We start from the raw sequence: 15333 nt of genomic DNA, 5'->3' as shown, positions 1-15333 counted from the left end.
ATCCTCCTTCGCGTGCGGTGCGACGACGCCCGCCCCGGCAACAGATCAGAAAGCACACAACGAGGAGGGACATCATGGCGCTCCTGCCAAGCCTGTTCGGCAATCAGTCCGTGCTCGACCGGATGTTCGACGACCTCCGCAGACTGCAGCAGCAGTTCGAGCAGGCGATCGGTTCCGGCCTCCCCACCCCCGTCTTCAAGGCCGACTGGCGTCCGGCGATCGACGTCAAGGAGACGGCGGAGGGGCTCACCGTCACCGCCGAGCTGCCCGGGCTCACGGAACAGGACGTCGAGCTCTCGCTCGAGGATGACGTGCTGACGATCAAGGGAGAGAAGAAGGCCGAGACGACCCGCGAGGAGAAGGGCGTGCACATCCAGGAGCGGAGCTACGGCAGCTTCGCCCGGTCGCTGCAGCTTCCCTTCGCGCCGAAGGCGGATGCGGTCCAGGCGACCTTCTCCAAGGGTGTGCTGACCATCACCCTGCCGCGCCCGCCCGAAGCGCCGAAGCCGTCCTCGCGGATCGAGATCAAGTCCGGCTGACGCGCTGACGCCGGCCGCCGCGCCGCTCCGGCCCTCAGCGGAAGCGCGCGGCGTCGTAAGGGGCGGGGTCGATCACCGGCGGGCGGCCGAGCACGAGGTCGGCGACGAGGGCGGCCGTCTTGGCCGACGCCGCGAGGCCGACATGGCCGTGGCCGAAGGCATGCACCACATCGGCGCAGCCGCTCGCCGGGCCGATCACCGGAAGCCCGTCGGCGATCGAGGGCCGGTGGCCCATCCAGCGGCGAACCCGGCCCGGGTCGATCTCGGCTGGTAGGTCAGGGAGCACCCGCCGTGCGAGCGAAAGCAGCACTTCGGCGCGGCGCCAGTCCGGCTCGGCCTCGAGCGAGGCAAGCTCCACCTGCCCGGCCACACGAAGGCCATGGGCGGTCGGCGTGAGCGGGGCCTTCGCCTCGCCCACCATGATCGGCGTGCGCACCGAGGCCTCGGGCGCCTCGATCACGATGTGATAGCCGCGCTCGCTCTCGAGCGGCACGCGGTCTCCCACCGCCGCGGCGAGCGGCCGCGCATGCGCTCCGGCGGCGATCACTGCCCGGTCGGCCGCGATCCTCCCCTCGGCTGTGAGCACCGCCTGGAGCCTGCCGCCCCGGATGTCGAACCCGGTCGCGCGCGTGCGGCGATGGATCGCACCGCGAGCGATGGCAGCGGAGGCGAGCGCCGCGACATAGGCGCCGGGGTCGGTGACATGCGCCCCGTCCTCGACCAGGACGGCAAAGCCGAAGTCGCGCGAGAGCGCCGGCTCGCGCTGATGGAGCTCCTCGGCCGAAAGCTCGAGCCAGCGCACGCCCGCGTCACGACGCAACGCCCAGGCGAACCCCTCCGCCTCGAAGGCGTCACGGTCACGCCAGACATAGAGATGGCCACGGCGGACCACCAGCTCCGGCACGCTGGCAGCGGCGGCGAGCGCCTCGTGCCGCTCCACCGCGTCGTGGAGAAGCGCGCGCAGCGCCCGCGCCGTCCGTTCCACCCGCTCGGGGCTTGCCCCGGCGCGCAGGAAGCGGATCAACCACGGCGCGAGCGCCGGCAGGTGCCGCCAGCGTATGGTCAAGGGCCCGAGCGGATCGGCAAGCCAGCCCGGCACCTTGCGCCACACGCCGGGAAGGCTCATCGGCACCACGCTCTCGGGGCTGATCCAGCAGGCATTGCCGTAGGACGCGGCCTGCTCTCCCCCGGGCTCCCCGGGCTCGATCAGCGTCACGCGGTGGCCCTCGCGGGCGAGCATCAAAGCGGTCGCCGCGCCGACCGCGCCGGCGCCGATCACCGCAACCGAGAGCATGGTCTTTCCCCTTTCCGGGCGAGATGCTGGTCGAGGAAGAACAGCCTGTCCTGGCCCCAGATCCAGAGCTCGCCGCAAAAGATCGTCGGGCTGCCGAACACGCCGCGGGCGCGCGCCTCGGCGTTGTTCGCCTCCCAGGCGGCGAGCGTTTGCGGGGCCTCCTCGGCCGCCACCAGAGCCGCCCCATCCATGCCGTTCTCCTCGGCGATCGCGGCGCGAACGGCAGGGTCGGCGATGTCGCGCTCCTCGACCCAGAGCGCGCGCAGGATCGCGTGCGACAGACGCATCGCATCGAGGCCCTGCGTCTGGGCGGCGATCACCATCCGCCCTGCCGGCCGCTGGTCCTCGGGCGGATAGAAACGGGGGCGGAGGTTGAGCGGCAGGCCGAGGAAGCGTCGCCAGCGGTCGAGCTCGAGAGCGTGGTAGTCCTGACGCGCGCGCGGCCGTGTCCGCAGCGGCACCCCGCCGTTGTCAGGAACGACCGCAAGGAAATCATACGGCTTGAGGAGAAGGGTCGCGCGGTGTCGTCGGACGATGTCGGCAAGCGCTGGGCCGCCGAGATACATCCACGGGCTCGAGAGCGTGTAGAAGCAGTGGATTGTCTCGGCCATCTGCGCGTCCCCTCCGGCGACCCCGGATGGTAGCGCGCGCCGCGCCGGCCGGAAGCCCCCCGCTCAGGCCCCGGGGGTCGACGGCTCGGTGTTCGGCCGGCAGAGGGCGGCGAGCACGTCCTCGGCCAGGGTTCCGGGCTGGACCGGGCGCAGGGGAGCGAGGGGATCGGCCAACACGGCGCCGAGCGGCTCGCCGGTGCCGCCGTGGTTCTGGTGAAGCCTGCGTTCGACCAGGCGATAGCTCGCCTCGTCGCAATCGGCCTCGATCCGCGCGAGCTCGCTGCGCACCGGCCGGCCGCCGAAGCGCTGCACCGGCCGGATGTGGTTGATCAGAATGAGGGCGCTGCGTGCGCTCCGCTCGGCCGCGAGCGAGGGTTCGAACAGCATCACCGTGGCATTGCCCGACTCCGGCACGACCAGCACCCAGCCGGGACCGGGCAGGGCGAGCCAGGGCGCCTGGCCGAGCGGCGGGCCGCCTCCAAGGGCCTCCCCGTCCGGCGACACGACGACGCTTCGGCAGCCCGAGAACGCAAGGACAAGAACCGCCGCAGTGATCGCAGGCCGCCAGGGGCGAAGGCCAGGCGGTGCCGGTCCGCTCATCCGCGGCGGCTCGCTCGCGCTCGACGTCCAGCCCACCACGCGCAGCCCCTATGACGAGCCCCGTGCGTCGCCGCGGAGGCCAAGGCGCGACGCCGCGCCACCCACTCCTCAGAATGGGATGTCATCGTCAAGCTCGCGCCTCGAGTCCCAGCCGCCGCCCTGGCGGGCGGGCGCCGTCCGGGCAGCACTTCCACGCTGGACTGCGGGCCCCTCGTCCTCGAACTCTGCTGTTCCGCCGCCACGGCTGTCGAGCAGCGTCAGATCACCCTTGAAGCGGCCGATCACCACCTCAGTGATGTCACGCTCGTTGCCGTCCTTGTCGGTGTACTTGCGTGTTTCGAGCTGCCCCTCGACATAGACCTTCGAGCCCTTGCGCAAGTACTTCTCGGCGATCTCGCCGAGCTTCTCGTTGAAGATCACCACACGGTGCCACTGCGTCTTCTCCTTCCGCTCGCCGGTGGTGCGGTCGTTCCAGGTCTCGGAGGTCGCGACAGAGAACGACACGGTCCGCCCGCCCGATTGCATGCTGCGCACCTCCGGGTCGCGGCCCAGATTGCCGACGAGGATCACCTTGTTCACGCTTCCGGCCATGGTCGGCCCTCCCGGTGTCGAGTCTTTGAACCGGGTGCGAGTGTAGGACGGGCTCCTCGATGCCGCCACCGCCCCCTCCCCTCCGGCGGCACGGCTCCGCCCCTCTGGCGGCTTGCGCGCCTGCCCCCATTTCGGTTCTGTTCGCCGCCTGTTCCCCCGACGAGGTGCCCCATGGTGGTCCTGCGATGACCTCGCCCATCCGCGTCCGCGGCGCGCGCGAACACAACCTCAAGGGGGTGGATGTCGAGATCCCCCGCCACAGCCTCACCGTGATCACCGGGCTTTCCGGTTCGGGCAAGTCCTCGCTCGCCTTCGACACCATCTACGCCGAGGGGCAGCGGCGCTATGTCGAGAGCCTCTCGGCTTATGCGCGGCAGTTCCTCGAGCTGATGCAGAAGCCGGACGTCGACAGCATCGAGGGCCTTTCGCCCGCGATCTCGATCGACCAGAAGACCACCTCGCGCAACCCGCGCTCGACCGTCGGCACCGTCACCGAGATCTACGACTACATGCGGCTCCTCTGGGCGCGTGTCGGCGTTCCCCACTCCCCCGCCACCGGGCTGCCGATCGAGGCGCAGACGGTGAGCCAGATGGTCGACCGCGTGCTCGCCATGCCAGAGGGAACGCGGCTCTACCTGCTCGCGCCGATCGTGCGCGGACGCAAGGGCGAGTACCGCAAGGAGCTCGCGGAGCTGCAGAAGCGCGGCTTCCAGCGGGTGAAGATCGACGGCACGCTCTACGAGATCGACGCCGTTCCGGCGATGGACCGAAAGCGCAAGCACGACATCGAGGTCGTGGTCGATCGCCTGGTCGTCCGCCCTACGATCGCGCCGAGGCTCGCCGACAGTTTCGAGACCGCGCTTGCGCTTGCCGACGGGATCGCGATCGTCGAAAACGCTGATGCCAAGCCCGCTTCGCCGCCCGAACGGACGATCTTCAGCGCCCGCTTCGCCTGCCCCGTCTCGGGGTTCACCATCCCCGAGATCGAGCCGAGGCTGTTTTCCTTCAACGCTCCGGCCGGCGCCTGCCCGGCCTGCGACGGCCTCGGCGTGACCACCTTCTTCGACCCAGAGCTCGTGGTTCCGGACGACCGCCTGTCCCTCGCCGAAGGCGCGATCGCGCCCTGGGAGGGCACCTCCTCACCCTATTACCGTCAGACGCTCGAAAGCCTCTGCCGGCACCTCAAGGTGTCGATGAAGACGCCGTGGAAGGACCTGCCCAAGGCGGCCCGTGACGCGATCCTGCACGGCACGGGCGAGACGCCGGTCACGATGCGCTACGAGGACGGGCTTCGCGCCTACGAGACGCGCAAGCCTTTCGAGGGCGTGCTCGCCAACCTCGCGCGGCGCTTCCGCGAGACTGACAGCGCCTGGGTGCGCGAGGAGCTCGCACGCTACCAGAACGAGGTGCCGTGCTCCGCCTGCGGCGGCCATCGCCTCAAGCCGGAGGCGCTCGCGGTGAAGATCCGCGGCCTGCACATCGGCGAGGTGTGCACCTTCTCGATCCGCGAGGCGGCCCGCTGGTTCAAGGACCTGCCGAACCACCTCCCCCCGAAGCGGATGGAGATCGCGCGCCGAATCCTGCGCGAGATCGACGAACGGCTCGGCTTCCTCAACGATGTCGGCCTCGACTACCTCACGCTTGCGCGCGGCTCGGCCACGCTCTCGGGCGGCGAGAGCCAGCGGATCCGGCTCGCAAGCCAGATCGGCTCGGGGCTGACGGGCGTTCTCTACGTTCTCGACGAGCCCTCGATCGGCCTCCATCAGCGCGACAACGAACGCCTGCTCGCCACCCTCAAGCGGCTGCGCGACCTCGGCAACACCGTGATCGTCGTCGAGCATGACGAGGACGCGATCCGTGCCGCCGACTGGCTCGTCGACATGGGCCCGGGCGCCGGCGCCCATGGCGGCGAGGTTGTGGCGATGGGGCCGCCGGCGGAGGTGTTTGAGAACCGGAACAGTCTCACCGCCGACTACATGACGGGACGGCGTCGCATTCCGCTGCCCGAGCGCCGCCGGCCGATCGACCGCTCGCGCCTGCTGACCGTCGTCGGCGCCTGCGGCAACAATCTCAAGAACGTCACCGCACGCTTCCCGCTCGGCACCTTCACCTGCGTGACCGGCGTCTCGGGCGGCGGCAAGTCGACGCTCGTGATCGACACGCTCTACCGCGCCGTGTCGCGCCGGCTGATGGGAACGCGCGAGGCGCCCGCCCCGCACGAGCGGATCGACGGGCTCGAGCACCTCGACAAGGTGATCGACATCGACCAGTCGCCGATCGGGCGCACGCCGCGGTCGAACCCGGCCACCTACACGGGGGCCTTCGCCCCGATCCGCGACTGGTTCGCGGAACTGCCGGAAGCACGCCAACGCGGCTACCGGCCGGGCCGCTTCAGCTTCAACGTCAAGGGCGGGCGCTGCGAGGTGTGCCAGGGTGATGGGGTGACGCGGATCGAGATGCACTTCCTGCCCGATGTCTACGTCACCTGCGATGCCTGCAAAGGCAGGCGCTACAACCGCGAGACGCTCGAGATCCAGTATCGTGGCAAGTCGATCGCCGACGTGCTCGAGATGACGGTCGAGGACGCGCTCGCCTTCTTCTCCGCCGTGCCGGCGATCCGCGACAAGCTGCGCACCCTTGCCGAGGTCGGACTCTCCTACGTCACGCTCGGCCAGCCGGCGACCACGCTCTCGGGTGGCGAGGCGCAGCGCGTCAAGCTCGCGAAGGAGCTCTCGCGCCGCGCCACTGGGCGCACCCTCTACATCCTCGACGAGCCGACCACGGGGCTGCATTTCGAGGACGTGCGGCGTCTCCTTGAGGTGCTGCACGCGCTGGTCGATGCCGGCAACACCGTAATCGTGATCGAGCACAATCTCGAGGTGATCAAGACCGCCGACTGGATCATCGATCTCGGCCCCGAGGGCGGCGAAGGGGGCGGGCGGATCGTCGCCGAAGGCACGCCGGAGGAGGTCGCGTCCGTTCCGGAGAGCCACACCGGGCGCTTCCTCGCCCCGGTTCTCGCGCGTGACGCCCCCCCGGTGAAGCGACGCCGCGCGGCGGGGTAGCGCCGCCGGCTGCGGCGGCCTATGTCAAAGGCATGACAGCTCCCGTGCACATCGTCGGCGGAGGCCTCGCCGGCTCGGAGGCCGCGTGGCAGCTCGTCACCGCGAGCGTGCCGGTCGTGCTGCACGAGATGCGCCCCGTCCGGATGACGGAGGCGCACACGACCGACCGCTTCGCCGAGCTCGTCTGCTCGAACTCGTTCCGCGCCGATGATCCTCTGCACAACGCCGTCGGCCTCTTGCACGAGGAGATGCGCCGGCTGGGGAGCCTGATCCTGCGTGCGGCGGACGCGAACCGGCTTCCGGCCGGCGGGGCGCTCGCGGTCGATCGCGAGGGGTTCGCCTCGGCCGTCACCGACGCTCTCGCCTCCCACCCTCTCGTGACCGTGGTGCGGGAGGAGATCACGGGCCTGCCGCCCGAAAGCTGGGGCAGCGTCATCGTCGCCACCGGCCCGCTCACCGCTCCCGCTCTGGCGGAGGCGATCCGCGCCCGCACCGGCGAGGAGAGCCTCGCCTTCTTCGACGCGATCGCCCCGATCGTGCACCGCGACAGCATCGACCTTGACATCGCCTGGATGCAGTCCCGCTACGACAAGGGTGGGGGGGCCGACTACATCAACTGCCCGATGGAGCGCGACGAGTACGAAGCCTTCGTCGCCGCCCTGCTCGCCGCCGAGAAGACGAGCTTCAAGGAGTGGGAGCGCACCACCCCCTATTTCGACGGCTGCCTGCCGATCGAGGTGATGGCCGAACGGGGGCTCGAGACGCTGCGCTGGGGGCCGATGAAGCCGGTCGGGTTGCGCAACCCGCGCACCGGCCGCCGGCCGTGGGCCGTGGTGCAGCTCAGGCAGGACAATGCGCTCGGCACGCTGTGGAACATGGTCGGCTTCCAGACCAAGCTGAAACATGCCGAGCAGGTGCGCGTCTTCCGAACCATTCCCGGCCTGCAACGCGCGGAGTTCGCGCGGCTGGGCGGCATGCACCGCAACACCTTCCTCAACTCCCCCCGCGTGCTCGACCGGCTGCTGAGGCTTAAGGCCGCGCCGTGGCTTCGTTTCGCCGGGCAGATCACCGGCGTGGAGGGCTATGTCGAGAGTGCGGCGATCGGCCTGCTCGCCGGCCGCTTCGCCGCCGCCGAGGCGAAGGGCGAGGCGCCCATCCCCCCGCCGCCCGAGACGGCGATGGGCGCGCTGCTTGCCCACATCACCGGGGGCGCGGACGCCGAAACGTTCCAGCCCATGAACATCAACTTCGGCCTCTTTCCGCCATTGCCGGACGGACCGAAAGGACGGGAGCGGAAGCGCGCCTATTGCGAGCGTGCGCTCGCCGCCGCCGATGCCTGGGCGGGGCGGCCGCACGTGCTGCCCGCGCCGCGCGAGGCGGCCTGACCCGCGAACGGACGCGGCGGAGAGACGCCGGGCTTCGACCGACCCGATCAGATCCTCCCGGTGAACGCGGCGCGGAACACCGCCCACTGCGCCCCGAGACGCGGCCCCTCGACCCGCGGGTCGGCCAGATCGTTGTCGAACCGTGCGAGGCGCCCCAGAACCCGCGCGGCAAGCACGGCCGGCAGAAGCACGGGCAGGGCCGCCCGAGCCGGCCGCGCCTGCCGCATCAGCCTCACGTGGTCCGCCGCCATCTCCGCGATCGCGCTCGCGACACGTCGCGCCGGTTCGGGCAGAGGCGAGCGCGCGAAATCAGCCACCCTTGCGCCTGCATCTTGCAGAAGCGCGCGCGGCAGCATCGTCCGCCCGCGCAGGGCGAGAGCGCGGGCATTGCGCAGGCTGCCCACAAGCGCCGCCGCCGTTCCCGCGTGCTTCGCCGCCGTTCGGCTCGCCGCGTCGGTGACGCAGAGCGCATCGAGCGCGATTCGCATCAGCCCCCCCGCCGAGGCGGCGGCATAGGCCTCGAGCGCGAGCGGGTCGGGCACGCCGGCTTCGTCGAGTTCGAGCTCGCGCGCGGTGATCACCGCGTCGAACAGCGACGGATCAAGCCCGCGCGCGGCGACAAGACGCGCGAGCGGCTCGGCAACCGGATGCCGACGCGTTCGCCCGCGTGCGCCCTCCTCGACCACCTCGCGCCACCACTGCAGCCGCAGCATGCCAAGCCCAGGCTGGGTGACCGAGAAGGCAATGCGCGCGAGCTCGGCGTTGAAGGCGTAGAGGACGGCGAGCGTCTCGCGCGCCGGCGCGGGCGAAGCGAGCACGCAGAGGAAACGATCCGGATCCGCCTCGCGCAGGGAGGCGATGAGAGGGGAGAGGTCGCTCACCCGACACCAGATGGGCAGAGCGGAGCGCAGGCGCCAAGGGCGTGGTTGACGTCGCGTCCGCCCCCGCCTAGGTCAGGGCCACTCGCCGACGTGACAACAAACACCGGAGAGAGCCCTCATGGCCTTCACTCTTCCCTCCCTCCCCTACTCCCACGATGCGCTCGCCGCCTTCGGCATGTGCCAGGAGACGCTCGAGCTGCACCACGGCAAGCACCACCAGGCCTATGTCACGGCGCTCAACGGCTTCGTCGAGAAGGACCCCTCTCTTCAGGGCAAGACGCTCGACGAGATCGTGCGGATGTCATACGGCAAGCCGGAGATGGCGGGCGTGTTCAACAACGCCGGCCAGCACTGGAACCACAACCTCTTCTGGCCCTGCATGAAGCCGAATGGCGGCGGCGCGATGCCGCCCCGGCTCGAGGCGAAGATCGTCTCCGATTTCGGCTCGGTCGACGCCTTCAAGGAGGCGTTCAAGCAGGCCGGGGTCACCCAGTTCGGCTCGGGCTGGGCGTGGCTCGTCGTCGGCCGCGACGGGAAGCTTGCCACGACCAAGACGGCGAACGGCTCCAACCCGCTGGCGGAAGGCACGGGCACGCCGATCCTCGGCGTCGATGTCTGGGAGCACAGCTACTATCTCGACTTCCGCAACCGCCGCCCCGATTACCTCACGAACTTCCTCGAGCGGCTCGTGAACTGGGAGTATGTCGACAGCCTGCTCGCGAAGGCCTGAGCGGCGTCGCCGCCGGGCGCGCGGCGCCGGGCGGGTGTGGTGATCCGGGCCGAGCGGGAACGGGGCGGGGTCGCGCGATCCCGCCCCTTTCGCATCGCCGGCGCTCGCGTGTCCTGCTCCGCGATCGCGGGCTCAGCCCTGCTTCGGGGGCGCTGCCTCCCCTTGCGAGCCATCGGTGGTGGGTTTGGACTCCGCAGGCTCTGCGGCCTCCGGCTTCGCCCCCCTGCCCCGGGCCTCCCCCTTCTGCCGCGGCTCGTTGTCCTGCGCCTGGGGCTTCGGCACCTCCTCGCCCGGCTCGCGCAGCACGGTCTGGATCGTTCCCTTGACCAGCTTCACCCGCACGTCGCGCGCGATCTCGGCGATCACCTCGTCGCTATCGGGAGTGACCCGGATCACGGTCGCGACGATGCCTCCGCCAGTGACGATCCGGTCGCCGCGCTTGAGGTCGGCGAGCATCGCCCTGTGCTCCTTCGCCTTCTTCTGCTGCGGCCTGATCAGGATGAAGTAGAACACCACGAAGATCAGGACGAGCGGCAGAAGGCTCATCAGCCCGCCTGTCGGGTCGCCTCCGGCCTGGGCATAGGCGGGGGAAATCAGCATCGTCGCGCTCCGGTTCGTCGTCTGTCGTCTCGGCGGAGTGGCGGGCCGCGAAACCGCCCGCCCCCGGTACGGGGCTTCCTACGCGGCCCTGGCGCGCGAGGAAAGGGGCGGTATGGCGCGACGGCGGCGGGCGGCGATCCCGGCGCCGATCGCCCTGTTGCTTCCGGGTCGTCCGTCGCGGCTGCGCCGGTTCGCGATGGCGGGGTGACGGCCTCGATCCGGCGGGCTACACGCACGCCGCCATGAACGACTCACCACACGACCTCCCCCGCCTGCTCGCGCGGATCGCCGATGCGCTCGACCGCCTCGCGCCGCCGCCCCCTCCCCCGCCCGACCTCAGCGGCTCGGACGCCTTCGTCTGGCAGGCCGACCCGCACCACGCCGACCGCGGCACGCTCACGCCCGTGCCGGCGGTCAACGCCGTGCCGCTTTCGCTCCTGCAGGGGATCGAGCGCCAGCGCGACACACTGCTCGAGAACACGCGGCGTTTCGCGCGCGGGCTTCCCGCCAACAACGCGCTGCTGTGGGGCGCGCGTGGCATGGGCAAGTCCTCGCTCGTGAAGGCGGTGCATGTCGCGGTGAACGCCGAGACCCGCGAGTTGGGCGGGCTTGCGCTGATCGAGATTCATCGCGAGGACATCCGCACCCTTCCCGCCCTGCTGAGGCTCCTGCGCGGCCTGCCGCGCCGGGCGCTGCTGTTCTGCGACGACCTCTCCTTCGATCCGGGCGAGACCGACTACAAGAGCCTCAAGGCCGTGCTCGAGGGCGGTGTGGAGGGAAGGCCGCCGACCGTGCTGTTCTACGCCACCTCGAACCGCCGCCACCTCCTGCCGCGCGACATGATCGACAACGAGCGCGCCTCGGCGATCAACCCGGGAGAGGCGGTCGAGGAGAAGGTGTCGCTGTCGGATCGTTTCGGGCTCTGGCTCGGCTTCCACCACTGCGACCAGTCGACCTATTTCGCCATGGTGGAGGCCTATGCCGCGGCCTACGGGCTTGCCGTCCCGCCCGAGGAGCTGCGCCGCCAGGCAGCGGAATGGTCGGTCACGCGCGGGTCGCGCTCGGGCCGCGTGGCGTGGCAGTTCGTGCAGGACCTTGCCGGGCGGCTCGGCGTGACCCTCCCCGCGTGATCCTGTCGCGCCTGCTCAGGGCGAGCGGTTCGCGATCGCCCGGTCGAGATGCGCCACCGGGTCGACGGGCCTGCCGTCGCGCCGAACCTGGAAGTGGAGCTGCGGCGTCGAGACCGCCCCGGAGGAGCCGACCACGGCGATCTGCTCGCCCGCCCGCACCGCCTGGCCCTGGCGAACCAGCACGCGCTCGGCATGGCCATAAGCCGTGACCCAGCCTCCCTCGTGGCGGATCAACACGAGATTGCCGAAGCCGCGCACCTCGTTGCCGGCATAGATCACCGTCCCGTCGGCAGCGGCGCGCACCGGCGCGCCACGCGGCGCGGCGATGTTGATCCCGTCATTGACGAGGCCACCCCCCTTCGTGCCGAAGGTAGAGATCACCTGACCGCGCACCGGCCAGACGAAGCGCCCGGGCGGAAGGCGCCGAGGGGTCGGGGCGGCGGCGGAACGGAGGGAGGGTCCCCCCGACGCATGGTCGGGGGAAGAAACTGGAGACGATGGCGGTGGCGGGGGCGGCAAGGGGAGCGAGGCCTGCTGCCCAGGCGTCGCGCCGCCAGCGCCTTCGGGCGGCGCCGCATCCGGCGGCGGCAGGGGCTCGGCGATCACTGCGCGGGCGGACGGGACGTCAGGCGCCCTCTCGTCGATACCGTGCGGCAGCACCGGCGGCGGCAAGCTGCCGGCCGGCTGGGCGCGTGCCACCGGGGAAAGGGACGGCGCGACCGGCACCGGGGGCGGCAGGGAACGCGGCACCTGCAGCACTTGGCCGGGGTGGATCCGGTAGGGTGGGGCGAGGCCGTTGGCGGACGCGAGGGCCTGGAGCGTGACACCTTGGGCACGCGCGATGCCGAGCAGCGTGTCCCCCCTCCGGACCACGATGGTGACCGGCTCCGGCGCCCGTGTCGGCAGGTTGGGTGGAGGCTCGCTCGCGCAGGCGGCGACCAGCCCGAGCGCGAGGAGCCACGCTCCGCTTCGTCCTGGGAAGGCGCACGGGCCCGGGCGACGTGGCGTCTTCATCCCACGCAGCCTTAGCGTGCTCTCACATCGCGACGCAATCTCGTCGTCGTCGGGCGGGTTTCCCAGCGTCTTCGGTGTTGCATCCGTGCCGCAGGCGTGACCAGCGGTCGCAGGCGGGCGCGTCAGAGGCGCGGCAGCCTCGACTCCTCGCCGCTGTCATCGGCGACACCGGGCAGAAGCGGAACGAAGCGCACGGCGGCGAGCTGCTCGCGGTCGTAGCGGTCACCCTGCCGGGTGATCCGCCACAGATGCTGGCTGTCGGCCGTCTTCCCCATCGGGATGACCATGATCCCGCTCTCGGGCGAGAGCTGGTCGAGCAGGGCTTTGGGCGCCTCCGCCGGCGCGGCGGTGACGATGATCCGGTCGAACGGCGCGAGCTCGGGCCAGCCCTGCATGCCATCGCCCGCGCGGAAGACGATGTTGGTGAAGCCGAGCTCCTTGAGGATCGACTCGGCGCGGGCAAGCAGGGCCGGGTGGCGCTCGATCGTGTAGAGGCGCCGGCAGAGCCGCGCGAGCACAGCCGCCTGGTAGCCCGAGCCGGTGCCGATCTCGAGCACGCGGTGCCGCTTCGAGACGCGCAGCGCCTCGGTCATCATCGCCACCACCCGCGGCTGGCTGATCGTCTGCCCGAGACCGATCGGGAGCGCGATGTCCTCCCACGCCTGGTCGCGGAACGTCTCGGGCACGAACCGCTCGCGCGGCACGCTCTCGATCGCGCCAAGGACGGCCGCATCGGTGATGCCGGCCGAGCGCAAGGCGAGCACGAGGCGGATGCGGTTGGCGTCGGTCGGCATCGCCCGCCCTCCCCTCTCAGGCGAAGGCCGCGCGGAGCTCGGGCAGGGCGGCGCGCGCGGTGACGTCGATCGTCACCGGCGTGATCGCGATCGCGCCCTGGTTGATCGCCGAGAGGTCCGAGCCGCGCGTCTGCCTCTCCTCCTTCGAGTAGTCGAGGATCCACCAATAGGGGCGGCCCTCCGGGTCGAGCCGCTTCTCGAGCCTCAGCCCCTCCTTCCGCCGCCCCTGATGAGCCACGCGGATCCCGCTCACCGCCCCGTGCGGCAGGTCCGGGATGTTGACGTTGATGAGCGTCGCCTCCGGCCAGGAGAACCCGGCGAGGGTGCGCAGGATGCCCGGCAGCCAGCGCACGCAGGTCTCCCAGCGCGGAGCCCTCGCCACTGTCCCGTTTCGTGGCAGATCAAGGCTGATCGCGACCGCTCGGTGCCCGAGCAGGCAGGCCTCCATCGCCGCGGCGACCGTGCCGGAATAGCCGATGTCCTCGCCGAGATTGGCGCCCATGTTGATGCCGGAGAGCACGAGATCCGGCCCCCGCCCGCCCAGCACCTCGTGCACGCCGAGGAGAACGCAGTCGGTCGGCGTGCCGTCGACAGAGAAGCGACGCGGCGCAATCCGGGTGAGCCGCAGCGGCCGGCGTATCGTGAGCGCGTGGCTGACGGCCGATTGTTGCGTCTCAGGGGCGACCGTCCAGACCTCGCGCGCAAGCCCGCGTGCGATCCGCTCGAGCACACGCAGGCCCGCAGCACCGATCCCGTCGTCATTCGTGACGAGGATGCGGGCGGACGCGAGATCGGCGACCGGGCCGAGAGCGGTCATGCCGGGCCGATTCGCGACATCCCGCCCATGTAGGGCCGGAGCACGTCGGGGATCGTGATCGACCCGTCCTCCTCCTGGTAGTTCTCCATCACCGCGATCAGCGCGCGCCCCACCGCGATGCCGGAGCCATTCAGCGTGTGTACGAAGCGCGTGCCCTTGCGCCCGGCGGCGCGGCAGCGCGCGTCCATGCGCCGTGCCTGGAAGTCGCGGCAGTTTGAGCAGGAGGAGATCTCGCGCCATGCGCCCTGCCCGGGCAGCCAGGCCTCGATGTCGAAGGTGCGCGCAGCGCCGAAGCCGAGGTCGCCCGCGCAGAGATCGACCACGCGATAGGGAATGCCGAGGGCCTGAAGCACCGCTTCGGCGCAGGCGGTCATGCGCGCATGTTCCGCCTCGCTGTCCTCGGGCCGGGTGATCGAGACGAGCTCGACCTTCATGAACTGGTGCTGGCGCAGCATCCCGCGCGTGTCGCGCCCCGCCGCCCCCGCCTCCGAGCGGAAACACGGCGTGAGCGCGGTGACGCGCAGGGGAAGCTCGGCCTCGTCGAGCACGCTTTCGCGCACGAGATTGGTCAACGGCACCTCTGCCGTAGGGATCAGCCAGCGGCCATCGGTGGTTCGGAACAGGTCGTCGGCGAATTTCGGCAGCTGATTGGTGCCGAAGACGGCGGCCTCGCGGACGAGCAGAGGCGGCGAGACCTCGATGTAGCCGCCCTGCCCCGTCTGCAGGTCGAGCATGAACTGGCCGAGCGCGCGCTCAAGCCTCGCGAGCGGGCCCTTGAGAACCGTGAAGCGCGCGCCCGCGATCCGCCCCGCCGTCTCGAAATCCATCAGGCCGAGCCGCTCGCCGAGCTCGAAATGCTGCAACGGTGTCCAGGAGAAGGCGCGCGGCGTGCCCCAGCGCCGGAGCTCGACATTGTCCGCCTCCCCCGACCCGTCCGGAACCTCGGGGTCGGGCAGGTTGGGAAGTGCGGCGAGAGCGGCGTCGAGCTCGGCGCCGAGACGCTGCGCCTCTTCCTCCTCGCGCGCGATCGCCTCGCCCATGGCGGCGGCTTCCGCGAGCAGCGGGGCGGCATCCTCGCCCCTCGCCTTGGCCTCGCCGATACGCTTCGAGAGCGCGTTGCGCGCCGCCTGCATCTGCTCGAAGGCGGCAAGGCTCGCGCGCCGGCGCTGGTCGAGCGCGAGCAGCCCGGCCGAGACAGGGGAGAGGCCACGGCGCGCGAGCGCGGCATCGAAGCCTGCGGCATCCTCGCGGATCCTGCGGATGTTATGCATGTCGGAACGGT

Annotated in this window: 15 protein-coding genes; 5 read left to right on the top strand and 10 right to left on the bottom strand. The window is 71.0% G+C overall.

All coding sequences use genetic code 11. From position 1 onward, the window contains the following. The first annotated feature begins 74 nt into the window (after window positions 1–74). Window positions 75–539 (top strand): Hsp20/alpha crystallin family protein, encoded by a 465-nt coding sequence (locus tag KO353_RS01525; RefSeq protein ID WP_218286025.1) that lies wholly within the window; start codon window positions 75–77, stop codon window positions 537–539. 34 nt (window positions 540–573) lie between these two features. Here KO353_RS01525 and KO353_RS01520 read toward each other — a convergent pair whose 3' ends face one another. From KO353_RS01520 to ssb, 4 genes are all read right to left on the bottom strand, one after another. Then, window positions 574–1833: an NAD(P)/FAD-dependent oxidoreductase gene (locus tag KO353_RS01520; RefSeq protein ID WP_218286024.1), complete on the bottom strand. Its 1260-nt coding sequence runs from the start codon at window positions 1831–1833 to the stop codon at window positions 574–576. Beyond that, entirely contained in the window at window positions 1815–2444 is a 630-nt protein-coding gene (locus KO353_RS01515; protein WP_218286023.1) for a 2-hydroxychromene-2-carboxylate isomerase, read from the bottom strand. The genes KO353_RS01520 and KO353_RS01515 overlap by 19 nt, the downstream gene beginning before the upstream one ends. A 63-nt stretch (window positions 2445–2507) precedes the next feature. After that, on the bottom strand, window positions 2508–3044 hold the full coding sequence (locus tag KO353_RS01510) for a surface-adhesin E family protein (protein WP_218286022.1): 537 nt from the start codon (window positions 3042–3044) through the stop codon (window positions 2508–2510). Between the two features lie 108 nt (window positions 3045–3152). Further along, window positions 3153–3635 carry a single-stranded DNA-binding protein gene (gene ssb, locus KO353_RS01505; protein ID WP_218286021.1) on the bottom strand — a complete coding sequence of 161 codons (483 nt, stop codon included), beginning with the start codon at window positions 3633–3635 and terminating at the stop codon, window positions 3153–3155. Window positions 3636–3820: 185 nt separating this feature from the next. On the opposite strand from ssb, the gene uvrA reads away from it, so the two are divergent. Together uvrA and trmFO are read left to right on the top strand one after the other, a co-directional pair. Continuing rightward, window positions 3821–6700, top strand: a complete 2880-nt coding sequence (gene uvrA / locus KO353_RS01500; RefSeq protein WP_218286020.1) for an excinuclease ABC subunit UvrA — start codon at window positions 3821–3823, stop codon at window positions 6698–6700. Between the two features lie 32 nt (window positions 6701–6732). Beyond that, window positions 6733–8085 carry a methylenetetrahydrofolate--tRNA-(uracil(54)-C(5))-methyltransferase (FADH(2)-oxidizing) TrmFO gene (gene trmFO / locus KO353_RS01495; protein ID WP_218286019.1) on the top strand — a complete coding sequence of 451 codons (1353 nt, stop codon included), beginning with the start codon at window positions 6733–6735 and terminating at the stop codon, window positions 8083–8085. Between the two features lie 47 nt (window positions 8086–8132). On the opposite strand, the gene KO353_RS01490 is transcribed toward trmFO, so the two are convergent. Next, window positions 8133–8966 (bottom strand): phytoene/squalene synthase family protein, encoded by an 834-nt coding sequence (locus KO353_RS01490; RefSeq protein WP_218286018.1) that lies wholly within the window; start codon window positions 8964–8966, stop codon window positions 8133–8135. Window positions 8967–9084: 118 nt separating this feature from the next. On the opposite strand from KO353_RS01490, the gene KO353_RS01485 reads away from it, so the two are divergent. Next, the gene (locus tag KO353_RS01485; RefSeq protein ID WP_218286017.1) at window positions 9085–9696 is read left to right on the top strand and encodes a superoxide dismutase; all 612 of its coding nucleotides are present in this window, start codon (window positions 9085–9087) and stop codon (window positions 9694–9696) included. Window positions 9697–9828: 132 nt separating this feature from the next. Here the strand turns inward: KO353_RS01485 and yajC are convergent, their stop codons facing one another. Beyond that, window positions 9829–10296 carry a preprotein translocase subunit YajC gene (gene yajC, locus KO353_RS01480; protein WP_218286016.1) on the bottom strand — a complete coding sequence of 156 codons (468 nt, stop codon included), beginning with the start codon at window positions 10294–10296 and terminating at the stop codon, window positions 9829–9831. Between the two features lie 242 nt (window positions 10297–10538). On the opposite strand from yajC, the gene KO353_RS01475 reads away from it, so the two are divergent. Then, window positions 10539–11426: an ATP-binding protein gene (locus KO353_RS01475; protein WP_218286015.1), complete on the top strand. Its 888-nt coding sequence runs from the start codon at window positions 10539–10541 to the stop codon at window positions 11424–11426. Between the two features lie 15 nt (window positions 11427–11441). On the opposite strand, the gene KO353_RS01470 is transcribed toward KO353_RS01475, so the two are convergent. From KO353_RS01470 to serS, 4 genes are all read right to left on the bottom strand, one after another. Beyond that, window positions 11442–12440, bottom strand: coding sequence for a M23 family metallopeptidase (locus KO353_RS01470; RefSeq protein WP_218286014.1), 999 nt, complete (start codon window positions 12438–12440; stop codon window positions 11442–11444). 122 nt (window positions 12441–12562) lie between these two features. After that, window positions 12563–13234 carry a protein-L-isoaspartate(D-aspartate) O-methyltransferase gene (locus tag KO353_RS01465; protein ID WP_218286013.1) on the bottom strand — a complete coding sequence of 224 codons (672 nt, stop codon included), beginning with the start codon at window positions 13232–13234 and terminating at the stop codon, window positions 12563–12565. Window positions 13235–13250: 16 nt separating this feature from the next. Next, the gene (gene surE, locus KO353_RS01460; RefSeq protein ID WP_218286012.1) at window positions 13251–14051 is read right to left on the bottom strand and encodes a 5'/3'-nucleotidase SurE; all 801 of its coding nucleotides are present in this window, start codon (window positions 14049–14051) and stop codon (window positions 13251–13253) included. After that, window positions 14048–15322 carry a serine--tRNA ligase gene (gene serS, locus KO353_RS01455; RefSeq protein WP_218286011.1) on the bottom strand — a complete coding sequence of 425 codons (1275 nt, stop codon included), beginning with the start codon at window positions 15320–15322 and terminating at the stop codon, window positions 14048–14050. The genes surE and serS overlap by 4 nt, the downstream gene beginning before the upstream one ends. Window positions 15323–15333: the final 11 nt, after the last annotated feature.

The sequence above is a fragment of the Elioraea tepida genome (genome assembly GCF_019203965.1).
Lineage (GTDB): Bacteria > Pseudomonadota > Alphaproteobacteria > Acetobacterales > Acetobacteraceae > Elioraea_A > Elioraea_A tepida.
This window is presented reverse-complemented; position numbering and strand designations above follow the sequence as displayed.

Excerpts from the sequence above, each read along its gene's own strand:
- KO353_RS01525 (WP_218286025.1), top strand. The coding sequence starts at position 75 with ATGGCGCTCCTGCCAAGCCTGTTCGGCAATCAGTCCGTGCTCGACCGG.
- KO353_RS01520 (WP_218286024.1), bottom strand. The coding sequence starts at position 1,833 with ATGCTCTCGGTTGCGGTGATCGGCGCCGGCGCGGTCGGCGCGGCGACC.
- KO353_RS01515 (WP_218286023.1), bottom strand. The coding sequence starts at position 2,444 with ATGGCCGAGACAATCCACTGCTTCTACACGCTCTCGAGCCCGTGGATG.
- KO353_RS01510 (WP_218286022.1), bottom strand. The coding sequence starts at position 3,044 with ATGAGCGGACCGGCACCGCCTGGCCTTCGCCCCTGGCGGCCTGCGATC.
- ssb (WP_218286021.1), bottom strand. The coding sequence starts at position 3,635 with ATGGCCGGAAGCGTGAACAAGGTGATCCTCGTCGGCAATCTGGGCCGC.
- uvrA (WP_218286020.1), top strand. The coding sequence starts at position 3,821 with ATGACCTCGCCCATCCGCGTCCGCGGCGCGCGCGAACACAACCTCAAG.
- trmFO (WP_218286019.1), top strand. The coding sequence starts at position 6,733 with ATGACAGCTCCCGTGCACATCGTCGGCGGAGGCCTCGCCGGCTCGGAG.
- KO353_RS01485 (WP_218286017.1), top strand. The coding sequence starts at position 9,085 with ATGGCCTTCACTCTTCCCTCCCTCCCCTACTCCCACGATGCGCTCGCC.
- yajC (WP_218286016.1), bottom strand. The coding sequence starts at position 10,296 with ATGCTGATTTCCCCCGCCTATGCCCAGGCCGGAGGCGACCCGACAGGC.
- KO353_RS01475 (WP_218286015.1), top strand. The coding sequence starts at position 10,539 with ATGAACGACTCACCACACGACCTCCCCCGCCTGCTCGCGCGGATCGCC.
- KO353_RS01470 (WP_218286014.1), bottom strand. The coding sequence starts at position 12,440 with ATGAAGACGCCACGTCGCCCGGGCCCGTGCGCCTTCCCAGGACGAAGC.
- KO353_RS01465 (WP_218286013.1), bottom strand. The coding sequence starts at position 13,234 with ATGCCGACCGACGCCAACCGCATCCGCCTCGTGCTCGCCTTGCGCTCG.
- surE (WP_218286012.1), bottom strand. The coding sequence starts at position 14,051 with ATGACCGCTCTCGGCCCGGTCGCCGATCTCGCGTCCGCCCGCATCCTC.
- serS (WP_218286011.1), bottom strand. The coding sequence starts at position 15,322 with ATGCATAACATCCGCAGGATCCGCGAGGATGCCGCAGGCTTCGATGCC.